15 protein-coding genes and 1 pseudogene are annotated in these 23,649 nt (G+C 57.2%); 11 read left to right on the forward strand and 5 right to left on the reverse strand.

Annotated elements, in window-relative coordinates; translation table 11 throughout:
• Window positions 1-117 precede the first annotated feature (117 nt).
• The 3 genes from GNX18_RS01980 (at window position 118) to pdxH (ending at window position 3,875) form a co-directional block, all read left to right on the forward strand.
• On the forward strand, window positions 118-1,809 hold the full coding sequence (locus GNX18_RS01980; protein ID WP_166215117.1) for a molecular chaperone HscC: 1,692 nt from the start codon (window positions 118-120) through the stop codon (window positions 1,807-1,809).
• Window positions 1,809-3,125 (forward strand): RDD family protein, encoded by a 1,317-nt coding sequence (locus GNX18_RS01985; RefSeq protein ID WP_166215119.1) that lies wholly within the window; start codon window positions 1,809-1,811, stop codon window positions 3,123-3,125. Before GNX18_RS01980 ends, GNX18_RS01985 begins: the two co-directional genes overlap by 1 nt.
• 111 nt (window positions 3,126-3,236) lie before the next feature.
• Window positions 3,237-3,875, forward strand: coding sequence for a pyridoxamine 5'-phosphate oxidase (pdxH, locus tag GNX18_RS01990; RefSeq protein WP_138236568.1), 639 nt, complete (start codon window positions 3,237-3,239; stop codon window positions 3,873-3,875).
• Window positions 3,876-3,882: 7 nt separating this feature from the next.
• Here pdxH and GNX18_RS01995 read toward each other — a convergent pair whose 3' ends face one another.
• Window positions 3,883-4,989 carry an acyl-CoA dehydrogenase family protein gene (locus tag GNX18_RS01995; protein ID WP_166215120.1) on the reverse strand — a complete coding sequence of 369 codons (1,107 nt, stop codon included), beginning with the start codon at window positions 4,987-4,989 and terminating at the stop codon, window positions 3,883-3,885.
• A gap of 15 nt (window positions 4,990-5,004) precedes the next feature.
• Window positions 5,005-6,204 carry an acyl-CoA dehydrogenase family protein gene (locus tag GNX18_RS02000; RefSeq protein WP_138236474.1) on the reverse strand — a complete coding sequence of 400 codons (1,200 nt, stop codon included), beginning with the start codon at window positions 6,202-6,204 and terminating at the stop codon, window positions 5,005-5,007.
• Window positions 6,205-6,885: 681 nt separating this feature from the next.
• On the opposite strand from GNX18_RS02000, the gene GNX18_RS02005 reads away from it, so the two are divergent.
• Window positions 6,886-9,198 carry a TonB-dependent receptor gene (locus tag GNX18_RS02005; protein ID WP_166215122.1) on the forward strand — a complete coding sequence of 771 codons (2,313 nt, stop codon included), beginning with the start codon at window positions 6,886-6,888 and terminating at the stop codon, window positions 9,196-9,198.
• A gap of 100 nt (window positions 9,199-9,298) precedes the next feature.
• Window positions 9,299-10,276 carry an NAD(P)H-quinone oxidoreductase gene (locus GNX18_RS19535; RefSeq protein ID WP_240914165.1) on the forward strand — a complete coding sequence of 326 codons (978 nt, stop codon included), beginning with the start codon at window positions 9,299-9,301 and terminating at the stop codon, window positions 10,274-10,276.
• A 256-nt stretch (window positions 10,277-10,532) separates the two neighbouring features.
• On the opposite strand, the pseudogene GNX18_RS02010 reads toward GNX18_RS19535, so the two are convergent.
• Window positions 10,533-12,503 (reverse strand): annotated as a pseudogene (locus GNX18_RS02010) (transporter substrate-binding domain-containing protein); the annotation flags it as partial.
• Between the two features lie 86 nt (window positions 12,504-12,589).
• Entirely contained in the window at window positions 12,590-13,933 is a 1,344-nt protein-coding gene (xseA, locus tag GNX18_RS02015; RefSeq protein WP_138236478.1) for an exodeoxyribonuclease VII large subunit, read from the reverse strand.
• A gap of 182 nt (window positions 13,934-14,115) precedes the next feature.
• On the opposite strand from xseA, the gene guaB reads away from it, so the two are divergent.
• Window positions 14,116-15,600 carry an IMP dehydrogenase gene (gene guaB, locus GNX18_RS02020; protein ID WP_138236479.1) on the forward strand — a complete coding sequence of 495 codons (1,485 nt, stop codon included), beginning with the start codon at window positions 14,116-14,118 and terminating at the stop codon, window positions 15,598-15,600.
• Between the two features lie 120 nt (window positions 15,601-15,720).
• Window positions 15,721-17,298, forward strand: coding sequence for a glutamine-hydrolyzing GMP synthase (guaA, locus tag GNX18_RS02025; protein ID WP_138236480.1), 1,578 nt, complete (start codon window positions 15,721-15,723; stop codon window positions 17,296-17,298).
• Window positions 17,299-17,415: 117 nt separating this feature from the next.
• On the opposite strand, the gene GNX18_RS02030 is transcribed toward guaA, so the two are convergent.
• Window positions 17,416-18,387 (reverse strand): alpha/beta fold hydrolase, encoded by a 972-nt coding sequence (locus tag GNX18_RS02030; protein ID WP_205828037.1) that lies wholly within the window; start codon window positions 18,385-18,387, stop codon window positions 17,416-17,418.
• Window positions 18,388-18,784: 397 nt separating this feature from the next.
• Here GNX18_RS02030 and GNX18_RS02035 point away from each other — a divergent pair, with 397 nt between their 5' ends.
• The 4 genes from GNX18_RS02035 to GNX18_RS02050 all read left to right on the forward strand — a co-directional run bounded on the left by GNX18_RS02035 (window position 18,785) and on the right by GNX18_RS02050 (window position 23,588).
• Entirely contained in the window at window positions 18,785-19,762 is a 978-nt protein-coding gene (locus GNX18_RS02035) for a DUF1852 domain-containing protein (protein WP_166215126.1), read from the forward strand.
• Window positions 19,763-19,791: 29 nt separating this feature from the next.
• A complete protein-coding gene (locus GNX18_RS02040; protein WP_138236483.1) occupies window positions 19,792-20,820 on the forward strand; it encodes a methionine synthase in 1,029 nt (342 codons plus the stop codon).
• Window positions 20,821-20,854: 34 nt separating this feature from the next.
• The gene (locus GNX18_RS02045) at window positions 20,855-21,376 is read left to right on the forward strand and encodes a flavin reductase family protein (protein ID WP_166215128.1); all 522 of its coding nucleotides are present in this window, start codon (window positions 20,855-20,857) and stop codon (window positions 21,374-21,376) included.
• 442 nt (window positions 21,377-21,818) lie between these two features.
• Window positions 21,819-23,588 carry a carbohydrate-binding module family 20 domain-containing protein gene (locus GNX18_RS02050; RefSeq protein ID WP_166215130.1) on the forward strand — a complete coding sequence of 590 codons (1,770 nt, stop codon included), beginning with the start codon at window positions 21,819-21,821 and terminating at the stop codon, window positions 23,586-23,588.
• The last annotated feature ends 61 nt before the right edge of the window (window positions 23,589-23,649 follow it).

The following is a 23,649-nucleotide window of genomic DNA, read 5'->3' on the forward strand; positions in this document are numbered from 1 at the left end:
GCACCTGTTGCCCATAGGTGCCCCGGTGCGCAGTGGCGTAGTTCCCGCTGTGGAATCTATGCTTCAATACGCGCCTGCAAAAATAACAAACAGCTGGTTTTAGGTTCAGGGGGAACAATGGCCATTGTCGGGATAGATCTGGGAACCACCAACAGCGCCTGTGGCGTCATGACGGAAGAGGGGATCAAACTGATCCCGAATCGTCTCGGTGAAGTGCTTACACCTTCGGTGGTGGGGCTTGACGACACCGGTGAGCTGGTGGTGGGGCGCACCGCCAAGGAACGCCTGATCAATCACAGCAATCGCACCGTCGCCGCATTCAAACGCCTTATGGGCACCGATCACAAGGTCAAACTCGGCCGCCAGCTGTTCAGTGCCACCGAACTCTCCGCATTGGTACTGCGCGCACTGAAGGAAGACGCTGAGGCGTTTCTCGGAGAAACCGTCACCGAAGCGGTGATCAGCGTGCCCGCCTACTTCAACGACAACCAGCGCCATGCCACCAAGCTTGCCGGGGAACTCGCGGGCCTGAAAGTGGAGCGGCTGATCAACGAGCCCACCGCCGCTGCCATCGCCTATGGCCTGCACGATAAGCGCGAGGGCAATTTCCTGATCCTGGATATGGGTGGCGGCACCTTTGATGTGTCCATTCTGGAGTTTTTCGACGGCATCATGGAGGTGCACGCCAGTGCCGGAGATAACTTCCTCGGCGGCGAGGATTTTGTCGAGGCCATGATCGAAAGCGTGCTGAAAGAGTCCGGTATCGATCGCGCCGCACTGTCGCCACGCCAGCAACAGAATCTGTATATGCAGATGGAGAGTGCCAAACGCCGCATTGGCCAGCAGGCGGAGCAGCAGCTGGAACTGGAGCTCGGCAAGGAACAGGTTCACTGGCAGGTAAATTCCGCGTGGTTTGAAAAAGTCGCCACGCCACTATTGCTGCGCGCCAAGCGCCCGATCGAGCGCGCCATGCGCGATGCGGATATGCCCCCCCAATCCATCGACGAGGTGGTGCTGGTGGGTGGCTCTACCCGCATGGGGCTGTTCCGCTCCATGGTGGGACGCATGTTCGGGCGCCTGCCATCGTGCCATCTGGACCCGGATACCGTGGTCGCCATGGGCGCGGCGATTCAGGCCGGGTTAAAGTCCCGCAATGCCGCGCTGGATGACATCGTACTCACCGACGTCTGCCCGTACACCCTCGGCACCGGCATCATCAATGAAGACAGCCCGGACCAGGGCGAGTATTTCCTGCCGATCATCGAGCGCAATACCGTGGTGCCGGTAAGTGTGGTGCGCTCCGTGTGCACCGCCAGCGACAACCAGACGGAACTGCGGATCGATGTTTACCAGGGGGAAAACCGCCTGGTGAAAAAGAACGTATACCTCGGGGAGTTGAGCGTGCCGGTGCCGAAAGGTCCACGCGGCAAGGAGTCGGTGGATATCCGCTACAGCTACGACATGAACGGCCTGCTGGAAGTGGACGTCACCGTGGTTTCCACCGGCAAGACCTACAACAAGCTGATCGAGTTCGCTCCCGGCGCGTTAAATGACAAGGAAAAGGCCGCGGCACTGGAAAAGCTCGCGGCGCTGAAATTCCATCCGCGCGAAGACGAGGTCAATCGCGCGCTGATCGCCCGCGGCGAACGCCTGTACGAGGCGAGTCTGGGGCAACAGCGCGAGATCATTTCCCGCGCCCTGGGTGAGTTCGACCGGGTACTCAACGGACAGAATCCTGCGGAAATCAAAAAGGCCCAGACGGGCCTGCGGGAATTCCTCGACCGCTTCGACAGTGAGGACTGGATCTGATGAGCCCCTGGGCGATTCTTGGCATTGAGCCGTGCGATGACCCGAGGGCGATCAAGCGTGCCTATGCCGTACAGCTGAAGCAGAACCGGCCGGATGAAAAGCCGGAGGCATTTCAGCAGTTGCACAGTGCCTACAAACACGCGTTGAAACTGGCCGAAGCCGGGGCGTCTCGGCGGGAAGTCAGCGCGGAAAAACCGGTCGAGCCGCTGCTGGATGTCGCCACCGCTGAGACGACCGATGCTACTGTGCCGGATTCCGAGACGCGTCCCTCGGTGGTAGCGGATGAACCGCCAGTATTGCCGGTCCGTTCCGAGACCGACACTCTCTCCGCGCCGGAGCCGGAGCCGGAGCCGGAGCCGGAAGCTCCAGCGCCTGTTGTTGGGGAAGTGGCTGTGGCGGCACCGGACGACGGGGATGAGGATGCTGCCCGGCAGTTGCGGATCGACGGCTACCACCGGGTGCTCGAGCAGGTGGAGCAGACGCTGCAAGACCCTCTCAGGGTCCATCTCGAAAGCCGCTGGCATTTTCTCGCGGAATCGCCCTATATGCTGGAGGAGGAGTACAACTGGAACCTCGGCATCGCGGTGTTCGAGCGTTTCGCCCGCTTTAATCAGGCCGCGTTGGAAGGAAAGGGAAAAGGCCGGGAAAAAAACCGCACCGTCATCACCGACAATGTGCTCGCCTGGTGTGACCAATTGTTCGGCTGGTCGGGCAGCGCGGAATCCTATTACGAGCGCTTCGATGAGACGCTGGCGGATAGCATATTCGACCGGTTGCAAACCGATGCCGGTGACCGCGACCCCACTTCGGCCATTCGCGGCGGCGGCAAACTGGTGCGGCAGAAAGCGAGGGTGGTGCAGGAGCGGCTGGAGCACTATTTTTTCGGTGGTCTGCTCGGCCGCGCATTGGCAGTGATTCTGGATATCGGGCTGATTCACCTTTTGATTGGTGTGTTGGCAACGGCAGTGATCATGAAGGTAACCGGGCAGACGGAATCGGATGCCACCTTTTTCGGGGTGCTGTTCTCTGGTGGCGCTTACCTGTTGTTGTCGTGGCTGGCGGAGTGCTCGCAGTGGCAGACCACACCGGGAAAATGGCTGCTGGGCTACCGGGTGATGGACCGGAATTTCCAGCGGGTGGGTTATCTGCGCGGCCTGTGGCGTACGCTGAGCTTCCTGCTCACCGTGCCGACCTTGAAGGTTGGCTGGTTTATCAATTGCTTCCTCGGCGGCAACCTGCTGCATGACCGTATGAGCCGCACCTACGTGGTGAACTACCGCAAGAGCCGCGAGGAATATCTGCGCCGCCAGGCGTGATGGCCGCGAGCGGACGCGGCTGGATTGGGATTGGCAGGGTAACTTCGTACACTTGCCGGAGTTATCCGTTTCGAATGTTGCACTAGAGGTAAGGGAAGGATTATGACAGCGATGGAAATAGGTCAGTGGCGGCGCGAGTATCTGCAGGGTGGCCTGCAGCGCGGTGATCTGGCGGACGACCCGATCAGCCAGTTTCGCACCTGGCTGCAAGAAGTGGTGAAGGCGGATATTTCCGACCCGAGCGCCATGTGCCTCAGCACCGCCGACGCCAGCGGTCAGCCGTCCCAACGGATCGTATTGTTGAAAGGGTTCGATGAGCGCGGATTTGTGTTTTATACCAACCTGAGAAGTCAGAAGGCGTGGGACATCACCGCCAACCCCAAGGCGTCGCTGCTGTTTCCCTGGCATTTTCTCGAGCGCCAAGTGATCGTGCGTGGGGACGTGCAGTTGGTAACGGACGCCGAGGCCGATGGTTATTTTCGCACCCGCCCGCGGGACAGCCAGATTGCGGCCTGGGCATCGCACCAGAGTGATGCCATTGTGTCCCGCCAGGTACTGGAAGACAGTTTTGACGCCTTCCGCAAAAAGTTTGATGGCCAGGATGTGCCGCGCCCGGAATTTTGGGGCGGCTACCGCGTGATCCCTCACGCGGTGGAATTCTGGCAGGGGCGCGCCTCCCGCCTGCACGACCGTTTTGTCTACCGCGCCATCGGTGATGGCCAATGGCAGATCGAGCGGCTGAGCCCCTGATCGATATTCACCCTATAAACCGCTGCGTGTGGTAATCGGTGCTGCCGAACAGATATTGGATGCTGGTAAGACGCTTGAACAGGTGCGCCACATCCAGTTCGTCGGTGACGCCGATACCGCCGTGAATCTGCACCGCTTCCTGCCCCACCTTGCGCGCGGCCTTGCCGATGCGGCTCTTGGCCGCAGACACCGCTCTCGGAGCCACGCCGTTACCCGCATCCAGTTGCATGGCTGCCATCATCAGGATGGAGCGCGCCTGTTGGCACTCGATAAACATGTCCGCCATGCGGTGCTGTAATGCCTGGAAACTGGAGATGGTGGTGCCAAACTGCTTGCGGGTCTTGGTGTATTCCACCGTTTTCTGCAGTGCGCTTTCCATCGCACCCACCGCTTCGGCGCAAATGGCCAGCGTGGCGCGGTCGATAATTTTTTCGACGGCCGGCAGGGCTTTGCCCTCGACACCCAACAGGTTGGCGCGCGGCACGCGCACCGCGTCGAAATAGATCTCCGCCGCGTTGTGGCCGTCCACCGTTTTATAACTGTTGCGGGTAATGCCCGGGGTGTTGCTGTCCATCGCCAGCAGGCTCACACCTGTCCCCGAGCGCACCGAGACCACTAATGTGTCGGCGGCCCCGCCGTTCAACACCACGGTCTTGTGACCGCGCACAACAAAGTGCTCGCCATCCGCTTCCGCGCGGGTGGCCACATTGGCGAGGTCAAAGCGACTCTGGGGCTCCGCAAAGGCGAAGGCGAGCTGCAACCGGCCGTCCATCAGTGGCTGCAACCAGTCATTCTTTTGCGCGGCACTGCCGGTTTCGGCAATGAGCCCACCGGCGAGAATGGCGCTGGCCAGCAGTGGCTCCACCACCATGCCCTTACCGAACTCCTCCATCACCACCATGATATCCACGGCGGAGCCGCCGAGACCGCCGTCGTCCTCACCAAAGGGCACCAGCAACCAGCCCAGTTCGGCGAAGGTTTGCCAGTAGTGGCGGTTAAAGGGGGCGCTGCTGGTGACGGTTTTCTGGCGGATGTCAAACCCGTAGTCCTGGCGGATAAACCGGATCACGCTGTCGCGCAGCAGTTGTTGTTCTTCGCTGAATGAAAAGTCCATGTCCGCTTCCTCCGGTTATAGGCCCAGCACGGCCTTGCAGATGATGTTTTTCTGGATCTCGTTGCTGCCGCCGTAAATGGACGATTTGCGGTTGTTGAAATAGCGCAGCCAGCTGTTGATGGCGCTGTCGGATCCGACCTTGTCACCTTCAAAGTCGTCTTCCAGTTGCCACGGCACGTACGGCAGGCCGCCGCAGGCGGCAATCTCGGCGTGCAGCTCGTCAATACTCTGGGCCAGTTCCGTACCTTTGATTTTGAGGATGGAGGATTCCGGGCCGGGCGCCTGGCCGGTGCGCACAGCGTCCAGGGTGCGCAGCTCGGTATACTCCAGCGCCAGCAACTCGATTTCGATTTCCGCGAACTTGTGCGCAAACACCGGATTCTGCATCAGGGTGCCGCTGCCATCCGGCGTGGCGCTGGCCAGTTCGCGTGCGCGCTGCAGCTGGCAGCGGGAGTGGGCGACACGGGCAATGTTGGTGCGCTCGTGGGTGAGCAATACCTTGGCGTAGGTCCAGCCGTGGCCTTCTTCGCCAATGCGGTTCTCCACCGGTACCCGCACATTGTCGAAGTGCACTTCATTCACTTCGCGATAGCCGTCCAGGGTCAGGATTGGCGACAGGCTGATACCGGGGCTGTGCATGTCGATCAACAGGAAGCTGATGGCCGTCTGGTTTTTTTCCTGCGGGCCACCGGTGCGCACCAGGCAGAAAATCCAGTCCGCATGCTGCGCGAGGGTGGTCCAGGTCTTGGTGCCGTTCACTACATAGTGATCGCCGTCGCGGTAGGCGCTGGTTTTCAGGGAGGCGAGATCTGAGCCCGCATTGGGTTCCGAATATCCCTGGCACCACCACACATTGCTGGCGAGGATGTCTGGCAGAAACCGATGCTGCTGTTCTTCGTTGCCATAGGTAAAGATGACCGGCGCCACCATCTTCATACCGAAGGGGATTACCTCCGGTGCGCCGGCCAGCGCGCACTCGGTTTCAAATATACTTTTGCGGGTGGCGTCCCAGCCGGTACCGCCATGCTCCACCGGCCAGTTCACTGCAGCCCATCCCTGTTTGTGCAGGATTTTTTGCCAGCGCACACAGTCGTCCTTGGTCAGGTGCATGCCCAGTAGTGTTTTCCTGCGGATATCTTCCGGCAGCTTCTCCCTCAGGAACTGTCTGACCTCGTCTCTGAAGTGCAGCTCTGCCTGCGTATACTCGCTGTTCACAATCCGATTACCTCCGGTTTCATACCGATTTGACAGTGACGTCAATTTAATGACTGATCGGGAAAAGAGTGCGCTGTGTGGCGCAGGCATACCACTACCGCGGGGGTAATGGTGTGCAGGAGGGCGGAGTAGGAGTATTTCCCCGAGGCCGTTGCTGCCGGTATCCTGCGGCGAATTTTTACCGGGCGGGTGCCGCATTACCGATGAGGTTATGGTACGGGCGCGGCAGGGAATCCACACTCGATACACGCTGCCGGTGCATTCGTGAAATGGATATCTGCTATTACTTCGCGCAATGTGGCGGGGTGCAGAGGCTGTTACCAATGGAATCAACGGATATCCAAATTGCTACAGCGGCTGGAGAGGGGAGAATTTAGGAAACAGATTCTCGCGGTCCCAAGAAGTGACGATAGAGTCATTTATTCTTGTGTATTTCCATGGCTGGGGTTCCATCGCTCCGGGAATAAATAGAATGAATTACTCAGAAAAATAAACTTTTGTAACGGAAAAACCTCTTGTAGTCTTTCCTCTGCCAGTGTGCCGTTTTACGGTGCGGGCGGAAAACAGCGCGGTTGCTGATCGGATCGTGATAAATGAGCGTCACGAAGTAAGCAGTACCGATCGCGGTGGTTCTGTTGCTGGAAAATACATAAAAATAACTCGGTGCAATGGAGAGAAAACATGGGAAGCCCATCTGACGCTTTCACCTCAAAATCCTTTCGTTTGACTTACGCCAGTGGTAGAGGCAGGAACCTGGTGCTGGCTTCCGCCTGCTCCGTGGCCGCCATGTCGCTGGCCTGTGGTGTGGGAACCGCCCACGCCATGGAAAATTCCATCGACACCCTGCTGGAAGAAGTGCAGGTTGTCGCGCGCAAACGCGGTGACGCGGAGCGCCTGCAGGACGTGCCGGTAGCGGCCACAGCCTATTCCGGTGACCAGCTGGAAGCGCTGCAGACCCGCGACCTGGAAAGCCTGGCATTCAAGATGCCCAATGTGCAGATGGACGATGCCGGTACCATCAAAAGCACCGCCAACTTCACCGTGCGCGGCCTTGGGGTAAACAGCTCCATCCCCTCCATCGACCCCACGGTCGGTGTGTTTGTGGATGGCATGTACATGGGGATCAACGCCGGTGTGATTCTGGATCTGTTCGATCTGGAGGGGATTGAGGTATTGCGCGGTCCGCAGGGGCTGCTGTTCGGTCGCAACGTGACCGGCGGCGCAGTGGTCGTGAAAACCGCCAAGCCCACCGAGGAGTTCACCAGCAAGGTGCGCTTCTCCACCACCGCCCAGCAGGAAACCAATCTTGCGGGCACCATTTCCGGCAAGATCAGCGACAGCGTTAACGGACGCCTGACTGCCTACTACAGCGATGACCAGGGTTGGTTCGAAAACAAGGCCACCGGCAACGACAACTTCGGTGCCTCAGAAACCTGGTTTGTACGCCCGAGCTTCACCGTCGACCTGAGCGAGACCGCAGACCTGATTGTGCGCCTGGAAAAAGGGCATGTGGATGCCGATGGTATTACCGGTATCAACCGCGGCGAAGGCGCCAAAGCGCTGGCCGCATCCGTCGGTATTACCGACTGGGACAACAGCGAAGACTCGTTCGAACTCGCCATCGACGAAGAGGGTTATGCGAAAACCGACTGGAGCCAGGCGATTGCAGAATATAACCAGGATGTGGCCTTCGGTAACGGTACCATCACCAATGTGCTGGCGTGGCGCGATTACGAAACCATTGGCGATGGCGACATCGACTCTACGCCGCTGCCGCTGTTCCACTCCAGCAGCCTGATCGAGCAGGACCAAATCAGTAATGAGCTGCGTTACGCCGGTCGCTTTGGCTCCACTTCCGTTACCTCCGGTCTCTACTGGTTCAGCCAGGACCTGAAATATATGGAAGGTCGCCAGATCCTGGGGGTGTTGGCCGCATTTGGTATTCCCGGATTCCCGCAGCTGCAAAACGGCGGCGGTCTGCAGGATCACGAAGCCAGGGGCGTATTTACCCAGGCGGATATCGACCTGAACGAATCCTGGGTGCTGACTCTGGGTGGTCGCTACTCCTGGGAAGAGAAAGAAGTACAGATCGCCTCCATCCAACAGAATAATGGCTGTGACCTATACGGCTGCGAAGTCTACGAGTTCAACGACAGTGAAAAGTGGAGCGCGTTTACGCCGAAAGTTGGCCTGCAATGGGTGATGAGCGATTCCGCCCAGAGCTACGCTGTGTGGACCAAGGGCTTCCGCAGTGGCGGTTACAACATGCGTAATACCGTCCCCGGTGAATCCCCTGGGCCGACCGACCAGGAAGAGCAGAACAGCTTTGAGCTGGGTGCCAAGGTGCAGTGGCTGGGTGGCCGCGTCAAAACCAATATGGCGCTGTTCCACAACACCATCGACGACATGCAGCGGGAAGTAAACCTGCCGAGCCAGGATTCCGGTGTGGCGCAGCTGATCCGCAACACCGCCAACGCCACCATTCGCGGCGCCGAGTTTGAGCTGATGGCGGCGGCCACCGACAATTTGCTGCTGACCATGAATCTGGGTTACGTGGATGGCAAGTACGACGATATCTGGCTGGATATCAGCGGCGACGGTGTGGTGGATGGCGCGGATTACGCGCTGGAAATTCCGCGTCTTGCCCCCTGGACCTACGGGGTCGGCATGGTGCACGACCTGCAGCTGGGCAGCTGGGGTGCGCTCACCTCCCGTATCAACTACAACCACCGCGATGCCTCCGCCTATACCGACAACAACCTCGGTATGCTGAGCGAGGTGGAAATGGTGGACTTCAGCATCGGCATCGAACCGGACGGCGGCAACTATCGCATAGCGCTGTTTGGCAAAAACATGCTGGACGAAGTCAGCGAGGGCAACGATACCCAGTTGCCATACGCTTTCACCGAAACACTGGTTCTGGGTCCGGGCGCCAGCTTCACCCCGCTCAACCGCGGACGTATTGTGGGCATCGAGCTGAACTACGAAATCTAACCGGACACTTACCTCCTCCAGTCTTGATTGGCCCGGCTCTGCCGGGCCTTTTTTGTTGTAGGATTTACGCATCGCACACAGGGAACAGAGGTTATAACCAATGCGCTATATCGACTTGCCTGAATGTGGTGGCCCGGAAATGATGCAACTTGCAGACGGCGAGATACCGGAGGCGGGTGCTGGCGAGGTACTGATCCGCGTGGCTGCCGCCGGTGTAAACCGCCCGGACCTGATCCAGCGCGCGGGCTTTTACCCGCCACCACCGGGCGCGTCACCGGTGCTTGGGCTCGAAGTGGCGGGTGAAGTAGCCGCTGTCGGCGACGGTGTGAGCCGCTGGCATGTGGGTGATCGGGTATGTGCGCTCACCAATGGTGGCGGCTATGCGGAGTTTGCACTTGCTCCCGCCGCGCAGTGCCTGCCGATTCCCGATGGGCTGACTGCGGTGGAGGCCGCGGCCCTGCCAGAGACTTTTTTTACGGTGTGGAGCAATCTCATGCACCGCGCGCAGCTCAAGCCCGGAGAGGTGCTGCTGGTACACGGCGGCTCCTCCGGTATCGGTACCACCGCGATTCAGGTTGCGGCCAGCCTTGGGGTGCGGGTACTTGCCACCGCTGGCAGCGCGGACAAATGCGCGGCCTGTGAAAAGCTCGGTGCCGAGCGCGCAATCAATTATCGCGAGCAGGATTTTGTGGCGGAGGTCCTGGCGGCCACCAGTGGCCGGGGGGCAGACGTTATTCTCGATATGGTGGGCGGCGACTATGTGGATCGAAACATCCAATGCGCGGCCCGCGACGGGCGCATCGTCAATATCGCATTTCTCGCCGGTGCCAAAGTTGAGGTCAATATGCTGCCGGTGATGGTGAAGCGCCTGACCTTGACCGGCTCCACCCTGCGGCCGCAACCGCCAGAGGTAAAGGCGGCTATCGCGCGGGACCTGGAGGCGCGGGTGTGGCCGTTGATTGCGGCCGGCAAAATCCGTCCGCAGATTGCCGCAACATTCCCGCTTGCAGAGGTCGCGGCTGCGCATCGCCTGATGGCCTCAAGTAGCCATATTGGCAAGATAGTACTGACGATCTGAATGGTGGAATCGGTGCGCTGTGGCGAGGTTGTGTGGTCTGCGGATAGTACAGCAGACGTATCAGCGCCACCTCGCCGGGCGTCAGGGCGGTATAGGCGCGGTAGAGCTTGCTGATATTGCGCACATACTGCACCGGCTCCGCGCCTCGCACAAAACCATACCGGGCGTTCTTGAAATAGCGCGGTTCCGACAACTTGAGCATGGCGACCTCAACGTTGTCGAACCAGACGTTAGGGTCCAGGTTCAGCGCTTTTGCTGTGCGCTGTGCGTCGTACAAGTGGCCGATGCCGGCATTGTAGGCCGCAAGCGAAAACCACAGCCGGTTCTCCAGATTGACATTCCCCGGGAAGCGATTGCGAATCCAGTCCAGATATTTCACACCAGCTTTGATACCGCGTACCGGTTCGAACAGCGGCGGTGGATAGCCGACTTCTTCGGCGGTGCGGGGCATGACTTGTAGCAGACCCTGGGCACCAACGGGGGACTCTGCCTTAGGGTTAAAGCTGCTTTCCTGCCACATCTGGGCCACGATAAGGCGCCAGTCAAATTCATGTTCACTGGCAGACTGCTTCACCAGTTTGTCATACGGGGATAGGGCCTCCCCGGGGCGTAGTCTTGCCAGTATCTTTTCTGTGCCTTGTTTGTTCGGTTTGAAATAGAAGCCGACTTTCTTGGCGTACTCGCTGGATTTTTTATAGCGAGTCAGAAAGGCGTTCATTTTTTTCAGTAGCGATTCATTGCCCTTGATCACCATCCACCCCTGGGGAAGCGGGCCGCTGACCAGTGGCCCCGCCAGCAGTTCGTCGCGCAAGGAGGCGCTGACCTCCGCCGCACTGGCGTCGACAATCGTAGCATCGGCTTCTCCTTCGGCTACCATGTTGACGATGCGTTCGTAACTTACCTCGGGGGCAGCGATTTCAATCTTCACCTGAATACCGCTTTTCTGCAGGCTTTTGGCGATGTCTTCAAATATGGTAAAAGCGCGAAGTGTGAGCGTGCGCCCATTCAGATCCTGCAGGCTATGGATGGGTGGCTTGCTACTGCTACTCAGTATTTGTTCTGGCATTGCGATGTAGGGGATGCTGAAGTCCACTCCCTGTGATTTACGCTGATCGGTAATGGTGGTGGAGGCCCCGGCGAAATCGCCTCGCCCGGCCTTCAGCCAGTCGATCAGTGCTTCGTCGTGCGGCACTACGACCAGCTCCAGCTCCAGGTCGTGCTTGTCGGCAAATTTCTTTGCCAGATCGTAATCAAATCCCATTAGAACGCCTTTCCACATGAAATAACTGGTGGGGCCGTTGTAGGTGAGGAAGCGGATTACTCTGGATTTTTTAATAGTCGCCCAATCCGCTTTTCGCTCTTTGGGCACGGTTACCATTTTTCTGGTGAGAAAGTTGTTGATGCGCAACTTGAGCTCCGGTGAGTCCTTGCGCATCGCCCACACAATATCTTCTTCTTCACTGACGAAGGCGCCTGTTTTGAAATCATCGCGGTAGCTTTTCACCCCTTCGACGATATTGCTGTCGATTACCGTTACTAGATTATTACTCTGGTTCAGACTGTCGAGAATATTGTCGACGGTGTCGTCCGGCTGCAGTGCCCGCATCTCCATGCGTGCCGTGGGATTTTTTCTCTGCAGCTCTTCGGCTGTGGCTGCATAGGTACTACCTTCCATGACGGAAATAATGACGTCCCCAAGTTTGGAAGGGTTGCTGATGTCGGGGCCGTTTACTCCGCTTACCAGTTGCTGCCGGGATCTGGTAATGGTCTCTGACAACGCAAATTTCTGCTCGCGCTGTTTAGTGCGGGTGAGATTGCCGGTGAAGACATCGGCTCGCCCACTCTGAATCATCTGCAGGGCCTGTTCCGGCGAGGCCGCGGCCAGCCAGCGAGGGGTGAGCTTGAGTCTCTTGGCGAGATCTGTCGCCAGCTCGTAGTGCAGTTGGGTGACAATAGCGGCGCGGGGAAGCAGATCTCCTTCGTTCGCGGCGAGCGTGATAAAGCGGATAGTTCCCCGTTTTTTAATGGCCTTTAGATCGCCGGACTCGGTGTAGTTTTCGAAGCGGGTATCCTTTTCCACGTGGTATTCCCGCGGTGTCTTCAGGGCCCGTGCTCCGGTCTTCTCGCTTTTGGGGTCTCTGTTGTCGCACCCGGCAGTGAACAGTAGGGTGATTGCGGCGACGGTAATTGTGAACAGCAGAATCGAATGGGAGTGCTTTTCGACCATGGATTACTCCGCTCTCTCCGGCAGAAGCGACGGTGTAATCCTAAGGTGCCGGCGGAGCGGATGGTTGCTGGAAAAAAACGGTGGTTTTACTCAACCACCGCGGTAATTTCCCCTTCTGCGAGTTTGGCGTGGATTCTCTGCCCGGAGTAGGTGTCCTGGGCGCGTCGGAGGACCTGATTGTGGTCATCCCGGACAATGGCGTAACCGCGCTCCAGTATCGCCAGCGGGCTGACGCTGTGCAGCAACTGGCCGGTGTGCGCAATCTGCTCCTGTTTGTGTTGCAGCAGTGCCAGCGCGGATTTGCGCAGGCGCTGTGTATGCTGTTTCAGCTGGACCTGCGCACGCTCGATACGGTGGCGGGGGTGTACCTGGGCAAGCGCGCGTTCCAATTGTGCCAGGCGTTGTGCATTGCCGCTTGTGCGCAGCCGAATGGCCGCGCGCAAGCGCATTTCCAGGTGGTCCAGTTGCTGCGCACGGTTCTGCAGCTGCTCGCGCGGGTGGCGCAAGCGATTGCTCACCAGTTGCACCTGCTGGCGCAGATGGCGCAGCTGCAGTTCCATGGTGCGCGTCAGCCGCCAGCGGATCCCGTCGATCTCTTCGCTGAGCGCGGCGGCATTGGCACTGGCGATCTCAGCAGCAGCGGACGGGGTGGGTGCGCGCACGTCGGCCACGAGGTCGGCAATGGTGGTATCGGTCTCATGGCCCACCGCGGAGATGGTGGGGATGGGGCAGGCTGCCAGCGCGCGCGCGACAATCTCTTCATTGAAGGACCACAAATCTTCCAGCGAGCCACCACCGCGTCCCACAATCAACAGGTCGTGCCGCTGCAGACGGCCTGCGAGCTCAATAGCGCGTGCGATCTGCTGTGCGGAGCCCTGTCCCTGCACCTGCACCGGGATCAGTTCGATCTTTGCCGCCGGGTAGCGCCGCCCCAGCACCTGGATCATGTCCCGCACCGCGGCTCCGGTGGGGGAGGTGATGATGCCAATCGTGGCGGGCAGGTAGGGCAGGGGCTTTTTGCGTGCGAGGTCGAACAATCCCTCCGCCTGCAGCTTGGCCTTCAGCTCCTCCAGCTGGCGCATCAGGGCGCCGAATCCCGCCTCTTCGAGGTGCTCGATGATCAGCTGGAATTCCCCGCGGCCCTCATACAGGCTGACACGGGCGCGGGCGAGCACTTCGCGGCCATTAGCCGGCCGGAACCGGACCATCTGGTTGCGCCCCCGGAACATGGCGCAGCGCACCTGGGCGCGGGCATCCTTGAGGGTGAAATACCAGTGCCCGGAACTGGGCGCGGCGAAATTGGAGATCTCTCCGCTTACCCACAACAGCGGTACACTACCCTCCAGCAGTTGCTTCACCTCCCGGTTGAGATCGCTGACCGTCAGGACGGGCCGCCCGTCGGTGGGCAGCGGGGATCGGGAAGTGGGCATAACTGGTGGGAAATCTGGCATTTCATTCTCATGGGGTGTGATCTGGGCGGCCAATATTGCAAGTAAGTCCTTTCGGGTAAAGAGTTTTGCCCATCCACGGCAAATAGTCTTTTGCTTCCGGGCGCAATGTGGCTATAATCGCGCCGATACCCATTCCCGCTCAGTTTGAGGTTTGAGTGTCCATGTCTGAATCTCTGCGCATCGCGCGCGAAGCCCTCACTTTCGACGACGTCCTGCTTGTGCCCGGTTACTCCGAGGTCACCGCCAAGGATGTTTCCCTGAAGACCAAGCTGTCTCGCAACATCACCCTGAATATTCCGCTGGTGTCCGCCGCCATGGATACCGTGACCGAATCCCGCCTGGCCATTGCGCTGGCCCAGGAAGGCGGTATCGGCATCATCCACAAGAGCATGTCCATCGAGGAACAGGCTCTGGAAGTGCGCGCGGTGAAAAAATTCGAGGCCGGGGTGGTGAAAGATCCCATCACCATCGAAGCCGACGCCACGGTGCGCGAGCTGATCGCGCTCACCACCCACCACAATATTTCCGGCGTGCCGGTGATGAACAAGGGTGACCTGGTGGGTATCGTCACCAGCCGCGACGTGCGCTTTCAGACCAATCTGGACGTTTCCGTTGCCAGTATCATGACGCCGAAAGAGCGGCTCGTAACCTGCGATGAAGGTGCCGCTCCGTCTGAAGTGCGCGAGTTGCTGCACAAGCACCGCATCGAAAAGGTGCTGGTGGTGAACGACCAGTTCCACCTCAAGGGCCTGATTACCGTCAAGGATTACAACAAGGCCGAGAAGTATCCGAATTCCTGTAAAGACAGCGACGGCCGCCTGCGCGTGGGCGCCTCTGTCGGCACCAGCCCGGACACCGACGACCGCGTCGCGGCGCTGGTGGAGGCGGGCGTGGACGTGCTGGTGGTGGACACCGCCCACGGCCACAGCAAGAACGTGATTGACCGCGTGCGTCGCATCAAGGAAATGCATCCGCAGGTGGATGTGATCGGCGGCAACATCGCTACCGCGGAAGCAGCCATCGCCCTGGCGGAAGCCGGTGCGGATGCGGTCAAAGTGGGTATTGGCCCCGGCTCCATCTGTACCACCCGTATCGTTACCGGTATCGGCGTGCCCCAGGTCTCCGCCATTGCCGAAGTGGCTAAGGCGCTGGAAGGCACCGGCGTACCGCTGATTGCCGACGGCGGTATCCGCTTCTCCGGCGATATCTCCAAGGCAGTGGCCGCCGGCGCCTACGCCGTGATGATGGGTTCCATGTTTGCCGGTACCGAAGAGGCGCCGGGTGAGGTGGAGCTGTATCAGGGGCGTACCTACAAGTCCTACCGCGGCATGGGCTCCCTTGGTGCCATGTCCCGCACTCAGGGTTCTTCCGACCGCTATTTCCAGGACGCCAGCAAGGGCGCGGAAAAACTGGTACCGGAAGGCATCGAAGGTCGCGTGCCGTACAAAGGCCCGATTTCCGCCATCGTGCACCAGATGATGGGTGGCCTGCGCTCCGCCATGGGTTACACCGGCAGCGTGGATATGGAAACCATGCGCACCAAACCGCAGTTTGTGCGGGTAACCGCCGCGGGCATGGGCGAGTCCCATGTGCACGACGTGCAGATCACCAAGGAAGCGCCGAACTACCCCGTGGGTGGCCGCTGATAAGACGATTCCCAGCCGGGGCCCGGTCTCGGCCAAAAGACTAGAAGTGCACTTTCAAGTGAACCGCAAACGGACCTCTCATGGTCCGTTTGCCGTTTATAAAACCGTTACGAGTAAGCCATGAGCCAAGATATCCATTCCAGCCGAATCCTGATCCTCGACTTCGGTTCCCAGTACACCCAGCTGATCGCCCGTCGCGTGCGCGAACTGGGTGTGTTTTCCGAGATCCGTGCCTTCGACATGAGCGACGAGGAAATCCGTGAATACGCGCCCAAGGGCATCATCCTGGCCGGCGGCCCGGAATCCGTGCCGGAAGAGGGCTCCCCGCGCGCGCCGCAGGCCGTGTTCGAGCTGGGCGTACCGGTGCTGGGTATCTGTTACGGCATGCAAACCATGGCGCACCAGCTGGGCGGTGCGGTGGAAGGCAGCAACGTGCGCGAATTCGGTTACGCGCAGGTGACCGTGGAAGGGCAGTCCGCACTGTTGCACGACATAAAGGACCATCTGGACGACAGCGGCAAGGCGCTGCTGGACGTGTGGATGAGCCACGGCGACAAGGTGGTGAAAATGCCAGAGGGCTTCGCGCTGATGGCTTCCACCCCGTCCTGCCCGATCGCCGGTATGTACCACGCAGAAAAGAATTTCTTCGGTGTGCAGTTCCACCCGGAAGTGACCCACACATTACAGGGCACCCGCATTTACGAGCACTTCGTCATCGAACTGTGCGGCTGCGAAAAACTGTGGACCCCGGAGAACATCATCGAGGACTCCATCGCCAAGGTGCGCGCGCAGGTTGGCAGCTCGAAAGTACTGCTGGGCCTGTCTGGTGGTGTCGACAGCTCCGTAGTGGCGGCACTGCTGCACAAGGCCATCGGTGACCAGTTGACCTGTGTGTTCGTGGACAACGGCCTGCTGCGCAAAAACGAAGGCGACCAGGTGATGCAGATGTTCGCCGATAACATGGGCGTGCGCGTTATCCGCTCTGATGCGGAAGAGGCCTTCCTGTCCCGCCTCGCCGGCGTCGACGAGCCGGAAGCCAAGCGCAAGATCATCGGCAACACCTTTATCGAAATTTTCGACAAAGAAGCCTCCGCACTCCAGGACGTGAAATTCCTGGCTCAGGGCACCATCTACCCGGATGTGATCGAGTCCGCCGCCGCCAAAACCGGCAAGGCGCACGTGATCAAATCCCACCACAACGTAGGCGGCCTGCCGGAAGACATGGCGTTTGAACTGGTGGAGCCGCTGCGCGAACTGTTCAAGGACGAAGTGCGCAAGATCGGCCTTGAGCTGGGCCTGCCTTACGACATGGTCTACCGTCACCCCTTCCCGGGCCCGGGCCTCGGTGTGCGCATCCTCGGTGAAGTGAAAAAAGAGTACGCGGACATCCTGCGCGAAGCGGACGCGATCTTTATCGAGGAATTGCACAATGCGGACTGGTACCACAAAACCAGCCAGGCCTTCGTGGTGTTCCTGCCGGTCAAGTCCGTGGGCGTGGTGGGCGACGGCCGCCGGTACGAGTACGTGGTGGCACTGCGCGCGGTGGAGACTGTGGACTTTATGACCGCACGCTGGGCGCACCTGCCGTATGAGCTGATCGAGAAAGTGTCCAACCGCATCATCAACGAGATCGAGCACATTTCGCGGGTCACCTACGACGTTTCCAGCAAGCCGCCGGCGACGATTGAGTGGGAGTAATTGGCACTGGTTGGCATCGCAGCTGAGGCTTCTGCCTGAGCTGCTGCACAGCGACAGCAATTTACTTGGGGGCGGCAAATCCCTAGCAGCTCAGGCTCAATCCCAACAACAGTACTGTTATGCGCCGGCACCGGGAACTTGAAGGAACTCCAGCACCGCTTTCATAAATTCCGCCGGCCTCTCGATGTTGGAGAGGTGCACGGCGGGAAGCACCAATATCTGCGCGTTCGGAATCGCGGTTGCCATCGCTTCACTGTAGCTGGCCGCGGTAACGGTATCGTGCTCACCCGCAATAATCAGTGTTGGCCGATCGATTAGGGTGATAGTCCGCCGCATGTCCGTATCGCGGACAACCGCAAAGTTGCCCGCAAGCCCCTCCGGGTTCATTGCCAGCAATGTCGAACGGAATTCCTCAACCACAGGCGTGCCATTCTCAAGCATTTGTGCCGGAAACCAGTTGTGCAGAAACATATTTGCGGTCTCTTGCATGTCCTCGGCCTGCAATATCGAACTGATGGCCTCGTCCCACTGTTCCGCCGGCCCTAAATAGGGGGCTGTATTACTGAGAATCAAACGATCAATGCGTTCGGGTGCATGGATACCCAGCCACTGCCCAATAAAGCCTCCGAGCGAAAGGCCGAGGAAGTGAGCGCGTTCCACCTCAAGTTTATTCAGTAGTTCTATTACGTCCCTCCCGAGTCGGCCTATCGAATAGGCCCCCGCCGGAACATCCGACGCGCCGTGTCCGCGCGTGTCGTATCGCAGTACCCGAAAATGCTTGGTCAGCTCCGGAATCTGGCGGTCCCACATCCGCATCGTTGTGCCGATGGAGTTCGATAGCACGAGCACAGGCTTGTCATCGGGGCCATCCAGACGGTAGGCGATGCGCGTGTTATCCCCGATGGTAATGAATGATAGGCCCGAGTCACCCGACGCCACCGACTTGCTGGCGACAGGATCGGATTGTGTGTCTGCGTGGGCAAACATGGGAAGAAAAGACGACATCAGCGCCAAGCCGGTCAGTACCTGCAGTGCTTTACCGCCGTCGTCCGCGAAGGGGGATTTGAGGCAGCGGCGCAGGTGTTGCACCGTTACTTCCCGCGAGTTCCTCTCCTGAAACTTGCCTGACGGCCGCCGGTGCACTGTGGCGTGGCGCAATCAGCGGCTCTTTGGCAACCGTTAACCAAAGCAACCCTTCATCTTCTTACTCCAGCCAACCTATTGCGGTTTGCCGTTAAGCAGCGAAACAGGGGCAACTCATCCGCATCGCAGTGTTCTGTAAAGGTGCAGACCGCATCATGAATATAACTAATGATTGGGTGAGATATATTCAATTTTATTCAACTACGACCCGGCATAGAATGCGCGCATCCCTTAGCGGTGACCGATAGAAAGGCCGCCAAGAGAAAGCCAGAAACGTTGTAAAACTCTGAAAGACAAGAAATGAATTCAGGTTTTATCGCAGGAACCAGGATACCGGATCGCAATGAGTAAAGAGTTTACATTCACCATCAAGAGCATTTGTTTCGACGAAAACTACCATCCATCGGACAACTCGCGCATCACCACCAACTTCGCCAATCTGGCTAGAGGGGAGCGCCGTCAAGACAACCTGCGCAACGCCTTGAGGATGATCGATAATCGTTTCAATACCCTGACGCATTGGGACAACCCCAAGGCAGATCGCTATTCCGTTGAACTCGAAATCATATCTGTTGATATTGATGTTGAAGGTAATGGTGAGACCTTCCCCACGATTGAAATACTGAAAACGAATATTGTTGACCACAAGAGTAATAAGCGCATTGAAGGCATTGTGGGAAACAATTTTTCCTCATATGTGCGGGATTATGATTTCAGCGTATTATTGCTGGAACACAACAAGAATCAGTCCCAGTTCAGCCTCCCGCAGGGCTACGGCGATCTTCACGGAAAAATATTTAAGTCTTTTCTGAACTCTAAGGCTTATCAGGATAATTTCAGCAAGCCACCTGTTATTTGTCTCAGTGTCTCAAGTAGCAAGACGTATCATCGGACTGAAAATCAGCATCCGGTGTTGGGTGTTGAGTACCAGCAAGATGAATATTCTTTGACTGATGAATATTTCGCTAAAATGGGCCTGCAGGTCCGCTATTTTATGCCACCCAATAGCGCTGCACCTCTGGCATTTTATTTTCAAGGTGATTTGCTTGGCGATTACACGAATCTTGAACTTATCAGTACCATCAGTACGATGGAAACCTTTCAAAAGATCTACCGACCTGAAATTTACAATGCGAATTCTGCAGCGGGGAAACTCTATCAGCCGAGTTTGAAGAATCAGGATTATTCGCTGACGCAGGTTGATTACGATCGAGAAGAACGAAGCCAGTTGGCAATCAAGCAAGGGAAGTTTACGGAAGAGCAGTTCATCAAGCCATATAAAGACATTCTCGAACAATGGGCTGCGAATTACGCCGCTTGATATAGGCAATATAGATAAGATTATTTGTTATGAAGAAATTGTTTCCGACTTCAAGCGCTGGCAGCTTGCCTAAACCGTCCTGGCTTGCAGAGCCCGAGAAGCTCTGGTCGCCCTGGAAGTTGCAGGATGATCAGTTGGTTGAGGGCAAGCAGGATGCTTTGCGTTTGGCGTTGCAAGAGCAACAGCAGGCCGGTATCGATATCGTCAGTGACGGCGAGCAAACACGCCAACATTTTGTTACTACGTTTATTGAACACCTCAACGGCGTTGATTTCGAGAAGCGTGAGACAGTCAGAATTCGTGACCGCTACGATGCGAGTGTGCCCACGGTCGTTGGTGCCGTGTCTCGCCAAAAGCCGGTTTTTGTTGACGATGCCAGGTTTTTGCGTCAGCAAACCACGCAACCTATCAAGTGGGCCCTGCCAGGTCCCATGACAATGATCGATACGCTCTATGATGGTCACTATAAGAGCCGTGAGAAGCTCGCCTGGGAGTTTGCCAAGATTCTCAACCAGGAGGCCAGAGAGCTGGAGGCCGCAGGTGTTGATATTATCCAGTTTGATGAGCCTGCGTTTAATGTGTTCTTTGATGAGGTAAATGACTGGGGTGTCGCCACCTTGGAGAAAGCCATTGAAGGGCTGAAGTGTGAAACTGCTGTCCATATTTGCTATGGCTATGGCATCAAAGCCAATACAGATTGGAAAAAAACTCTGGGTTCAGAGTGGCGGCAATATGAAGAGGCGTTTCCAAAGCTGCAGAAATCCAATATCGATCTGATCTCGCTGGAATGTCACAACTCTCGTGTTCCGATGGATCTGCTTGAACTCATTCGAGGTAAAAAGGTAATGGTGGGGGCCATTGATGTGGCAACCAATACCATTGAAACTCCTGAGGAGGTGGCCAATACGCTACGAAAAGCACTTCAGTTTGTAGATGCTGATAAGCTCTATCCTTGTACCAACTGCGGTATGGCGCCTTTATCTCGTCAGGTCGCAAGAGGCAAGCTGAATGCTCTAAGTGCAGGTGCAGAAATCGTCCGGGAAGAACTCTCGCTCTAGAATTTGAAACTGCATCTAATATTCAGGACCTACCATGTCACTTCCTAATACTGCTATTGAGACGTCCATCGAGCCAGTGCGCTTTCGTGAAGCGCTCGGGCACTATGCATCCGGTATCACGGTGATTACATCACATATTGGTGATGAGCCGATTGGCTTCACTTGCCAGTCGTTCTATAGCGTGTCGATGAGCCCGCCTCTGGTATCATTCAGCGTTATGTCCAGTTCGTACAGCTATCCGAAAATTCGCCGGGCAGGGCGGTTCGCGGTCAATATCCTGTCAGGAGAGCAGGTCGGGATTTCCAACCAGTTCGCACGGCAGGGCGCGGACAAGTGGCGGGGCGTTGAATGGCGGAAGTCGCCGCTGGGCAATCCGATTATTGGCGGCAGCCTGCACTGGCTTGACTGCGAAATTCACGCCGAACACGCGGCAGGCGATCATATGATCGTGATCGGTGAAGTGAAAGCCTTAGACCTGAAAAAAGCTGCTGCAGTGCAGCCACTGCTGTATTTTAAAGGGCAATATTGCAGTCTTACCGCACCTGGCGTGGTTTGAGGGTCGGCGGGAATCATGCTCTCCACGATGGCAGCCGAGACTGCCACCCGTGAGAATAGTGTCGGTTGTTATCGCCGCTACCGTCCAGAGTCCCTTTCCTTGCCAGATCGTTGAGCAAGGCTAACCCGCGTTGGCTGTAGCCACGCAGGTAGGTCCAATGACTTAGCGCCCAGGTGGCGTAGATTTTCCTCTGCCGTTCGTACCATCACGGATTTTTCATTTAGGGATTTGAGGTTTGGCATCTAAGTAAACTACGCCTCACTCTTTCACCTCTCCCCCCCTCGGAGCAGGGGGGATTCCCTTCTGCTTCCCTCTATGTAGCTTGCCCAACTGTCCCAAACGGGATATTTCCTGAGATGTTTGTTGTTCAGGCTCGGGCTCAAAAGTTAACTGATAATAACTGGGCCTTTCACTTAAAAATCCGAATAACAAGGTGATTAGAATGAAACCCATAAAAGCGATGGTGGGATCACTGTTACTTGCGTCTTCTTGTGCCGCAGTCAGTGCCGATACACCAAGGACAGCGTTCGTTCATTTGTTCGAATGGCAGTGGGAAGATATTGCATCAGAATGCGAAAATGTGCTCGGTCCCAAAGGATTTAGCGCGGTCCAGGTTTCGCCTCCTCAGAAGTCTATCAGTGGAACCCAGTGGTGGACTCGTTACCAACCAGTGAGTTACCAGATTGAAGGCAGATCTGGAAACCGTTCGCAGTTTTCTGACATGGTAAGTCGCTGCAAGGCCGTAGGCGTCGATATCTATGTGGATGCAATTATTAACCATATGGCAGCGTGGGATAGAAATTTCCCTGAAGTTCCTTATAGTTATGAGCATTTCAACAGCTGTACTTCAGATATTGATTACGGTAATGCCTGGTCTATTCAACACTGCGACTTGGTTGGGTTGAATGACCTGAAAACCGGATCCGCCTACGTACAGCAAAAGATCGCCGACTACTTGAATGACCTCACCAGTCTCGGTGTCGCCGGCTTCCGGATTGACGCAGCAAAACATATTCCTGCGGAAGATATTAATGGAATAAAAAGCCGGCTGACAGGAAACCCGTATATTTTCCAAGAGGTAATCGGCGCTGGTGGAGAACCCGTTCAGCCCGGTGATTACAGCTGGATCGGTGATGTCACTGAATTTAATTTTACCAATACAATGGGGCACTATTTTAAACTTCGTGGACCGTTGCGGGAAATTAGTAACATCGGTACATGGTCAGGTTGGCTGCCGAGCGAGGACGCTGTCGTCTTTGTTGCCAATCACGACAACCAGCGCCAAAAAACCGCAGACATTATTACCCACAAAGATGGTAACTACGCAAATAATCTGGCACACGTATTTATGCTGGGTTGGCCTTATGGCTATCCCAAAGTAATGTCAAGCTATGATTGGCACGATCATGATCAGGGGCCGCCCTCATCCGGCGCAAGCAGTTGCAGCAATGGCTGGTTATGCGAACACCGCAACCGTGAAATTGCAAACATGGTGGGATTCCGCAACCATACTGCCGCGCACTGGGGCGTCACTGACTATTGGGATAACGGCAGCAATCAGATGGCGTGGGGGCGTGGCGGACTGGGCTTTGTCGTGCTCAACATGGAGGGTTACGACCTCCGCCGTAGTTTCCAGACGGGAATGCCTGAGGGGCAGTACTGCGACATTATTCAGGGTGATTTCAACAGGATCACCGGTGAATGTAGTGGGTCAACCGTTACTGTGGATAGTAACGGTAATGCCAACTTCAGTGTCTATTACCGCAATGCTTCCGCCATTCATGTGGGAGCGCGCGTTGGCGAACCCTGCATCGACGATTGCAACACCTCAAGCAGTAGCTCATCGGGTGGTGGTTCCAGTAGCAGTTCTTCCGGTAGTAGTTCCAGTAGTGGTTCCGGTGGTAGTTCCGGCGGGAGTCGCATCGATACTCACTTTACCTGCTACAACGGTTACTCCTACTGGGGGCAGAGCGTATACGTGGTCGGAAACGTAGACGAGCTTGGCAGTTGGGACCCCGCCAGGGCACAAAAGCTCAATCCAGATGGCTATCCTACCTGGAATGGGCTGATCAATTTACCATCCAATCAGCCTATTGAGTGGAAATGCCTGAAACGGGAGGAGCAAAATCCCAATGGCGGTATCGAATGGCAAAATGGTTCCAATAACTTCTTCAGATCGGGAGATAACACTTCTCCACGGTCAGGTTTTTGATATCCGCTGACTTTGGAATTTGGGGCTGCGAATTTCACTCTAGTAGAACTGAACTAGAGAG

This window comes from Microbulbifer sp. SH-1 (genome assembly GCF_011326135.1).
GTDB classification, from domain to species: domain Bacteria; phylum Pseudomonadota; class Gammaproteobacteria; order Pseudomonadales; family Cellvibrionaceae; genus Microbulbifer; species Microbulbifer harenosus.

What these genes read in the sequence shown, in the direction of transcription:
- GNX18_RS19535 (WP_240914165.1), top strand. Translation starts at nt 9,299, where the DNA reads ATGCGCTATATCGACTTGCCTGAATGTGGTGGCCCGGAAATGATGCAA.
- GNX18_RS01995 (WP_166215120.1), bottom strand. Translation starts at nt 4,989, where the DNA reads ATGGACTTTTCATTCAGCGAAGAACAACAACTGCTGCGCGACAGCGTG.
- guaB (WP_138236479.1), top strand. Translation starts at nt 14,116, where the DNA reads ATGTCTGAATCTCTGCGCATCGCGCGCGAAGCCCTCACTTTCGACGAC.
- GNX18_RS01980 (WP_166215117.1), top strand. Translation starts at nt 118, where the DNA reads ATGGCCATTGTCGGGATAGATCTGGGAACCACCAACAGCGCCTGTGGC.
- GNX18_RS02050 (WP_166215130.1), top strand. Translation starts at nt 21,819, where the DNA reads ATGAAACCCATAAAAGCGATGGTGGGATCACTGTTACTTGCGTCTTCT.
- xseA (WP_138236478.1), bottom strand. Translation starts at nt 13,933, where the DNA reads ATGCCCACTTCCCGATCCCCGCTGCCCACCGACGGGCGGCCCGTCCTG.
- guaA (WP_138236480.1), top strand. Translation starts at nt 15,721, where the DNA reads ATGAGCCAAGATATCCATTCCAGCCGAATCCTGATCCTCGACTTCGGT.
- pdxH (WP_138236568.1), top strand. Translation starts at nt 3,237, where the DNA reads ATGGAAATAGGTCAGTGGCGGCGCGAGTATCTGCAGGGTGGCCTGCAG.
- GNX18_RS02045 (WP_166215128.1), top strand. Translation starts at nt 20,855, where the DNA reads ATGTCACTTCCTAATACTGCTATTGAGACGTCCATCGAGCCAGTGCGC.
- GNX18_RS02035 (WP_166215126.1), top strand. Translation starts at nt 18,785, where the DNA reads ATGAGTAAAGAGTTTACATTCACCATCAAGAGCATTTGTTTCGACGAA.
- GNX18_RS02005 (WP_166215122.1), top strand. Translation starts at nt 6,886, where the DNA reads ATGGGAAGCCCATCTGACGCTTTCACCTCAAAATCCTTTCGTTTGACT.
- GNX18_RS01985 (WP_166215119.1), top strand. Translation starts at nt 1,809, where the DNA reads ATGAGCCCCTGGGCGATTCTTGGCATTGAGCCGTGCGATGACCCGAGG.
- GNX18_RS02040 (WP_138236483.1), top strand. Translation starts at nt 19,792, where the DNA reads ATGAAGAAATTGTTTCCGACTTCAAGCGCTGGCAGCTTGCCTAAACCG.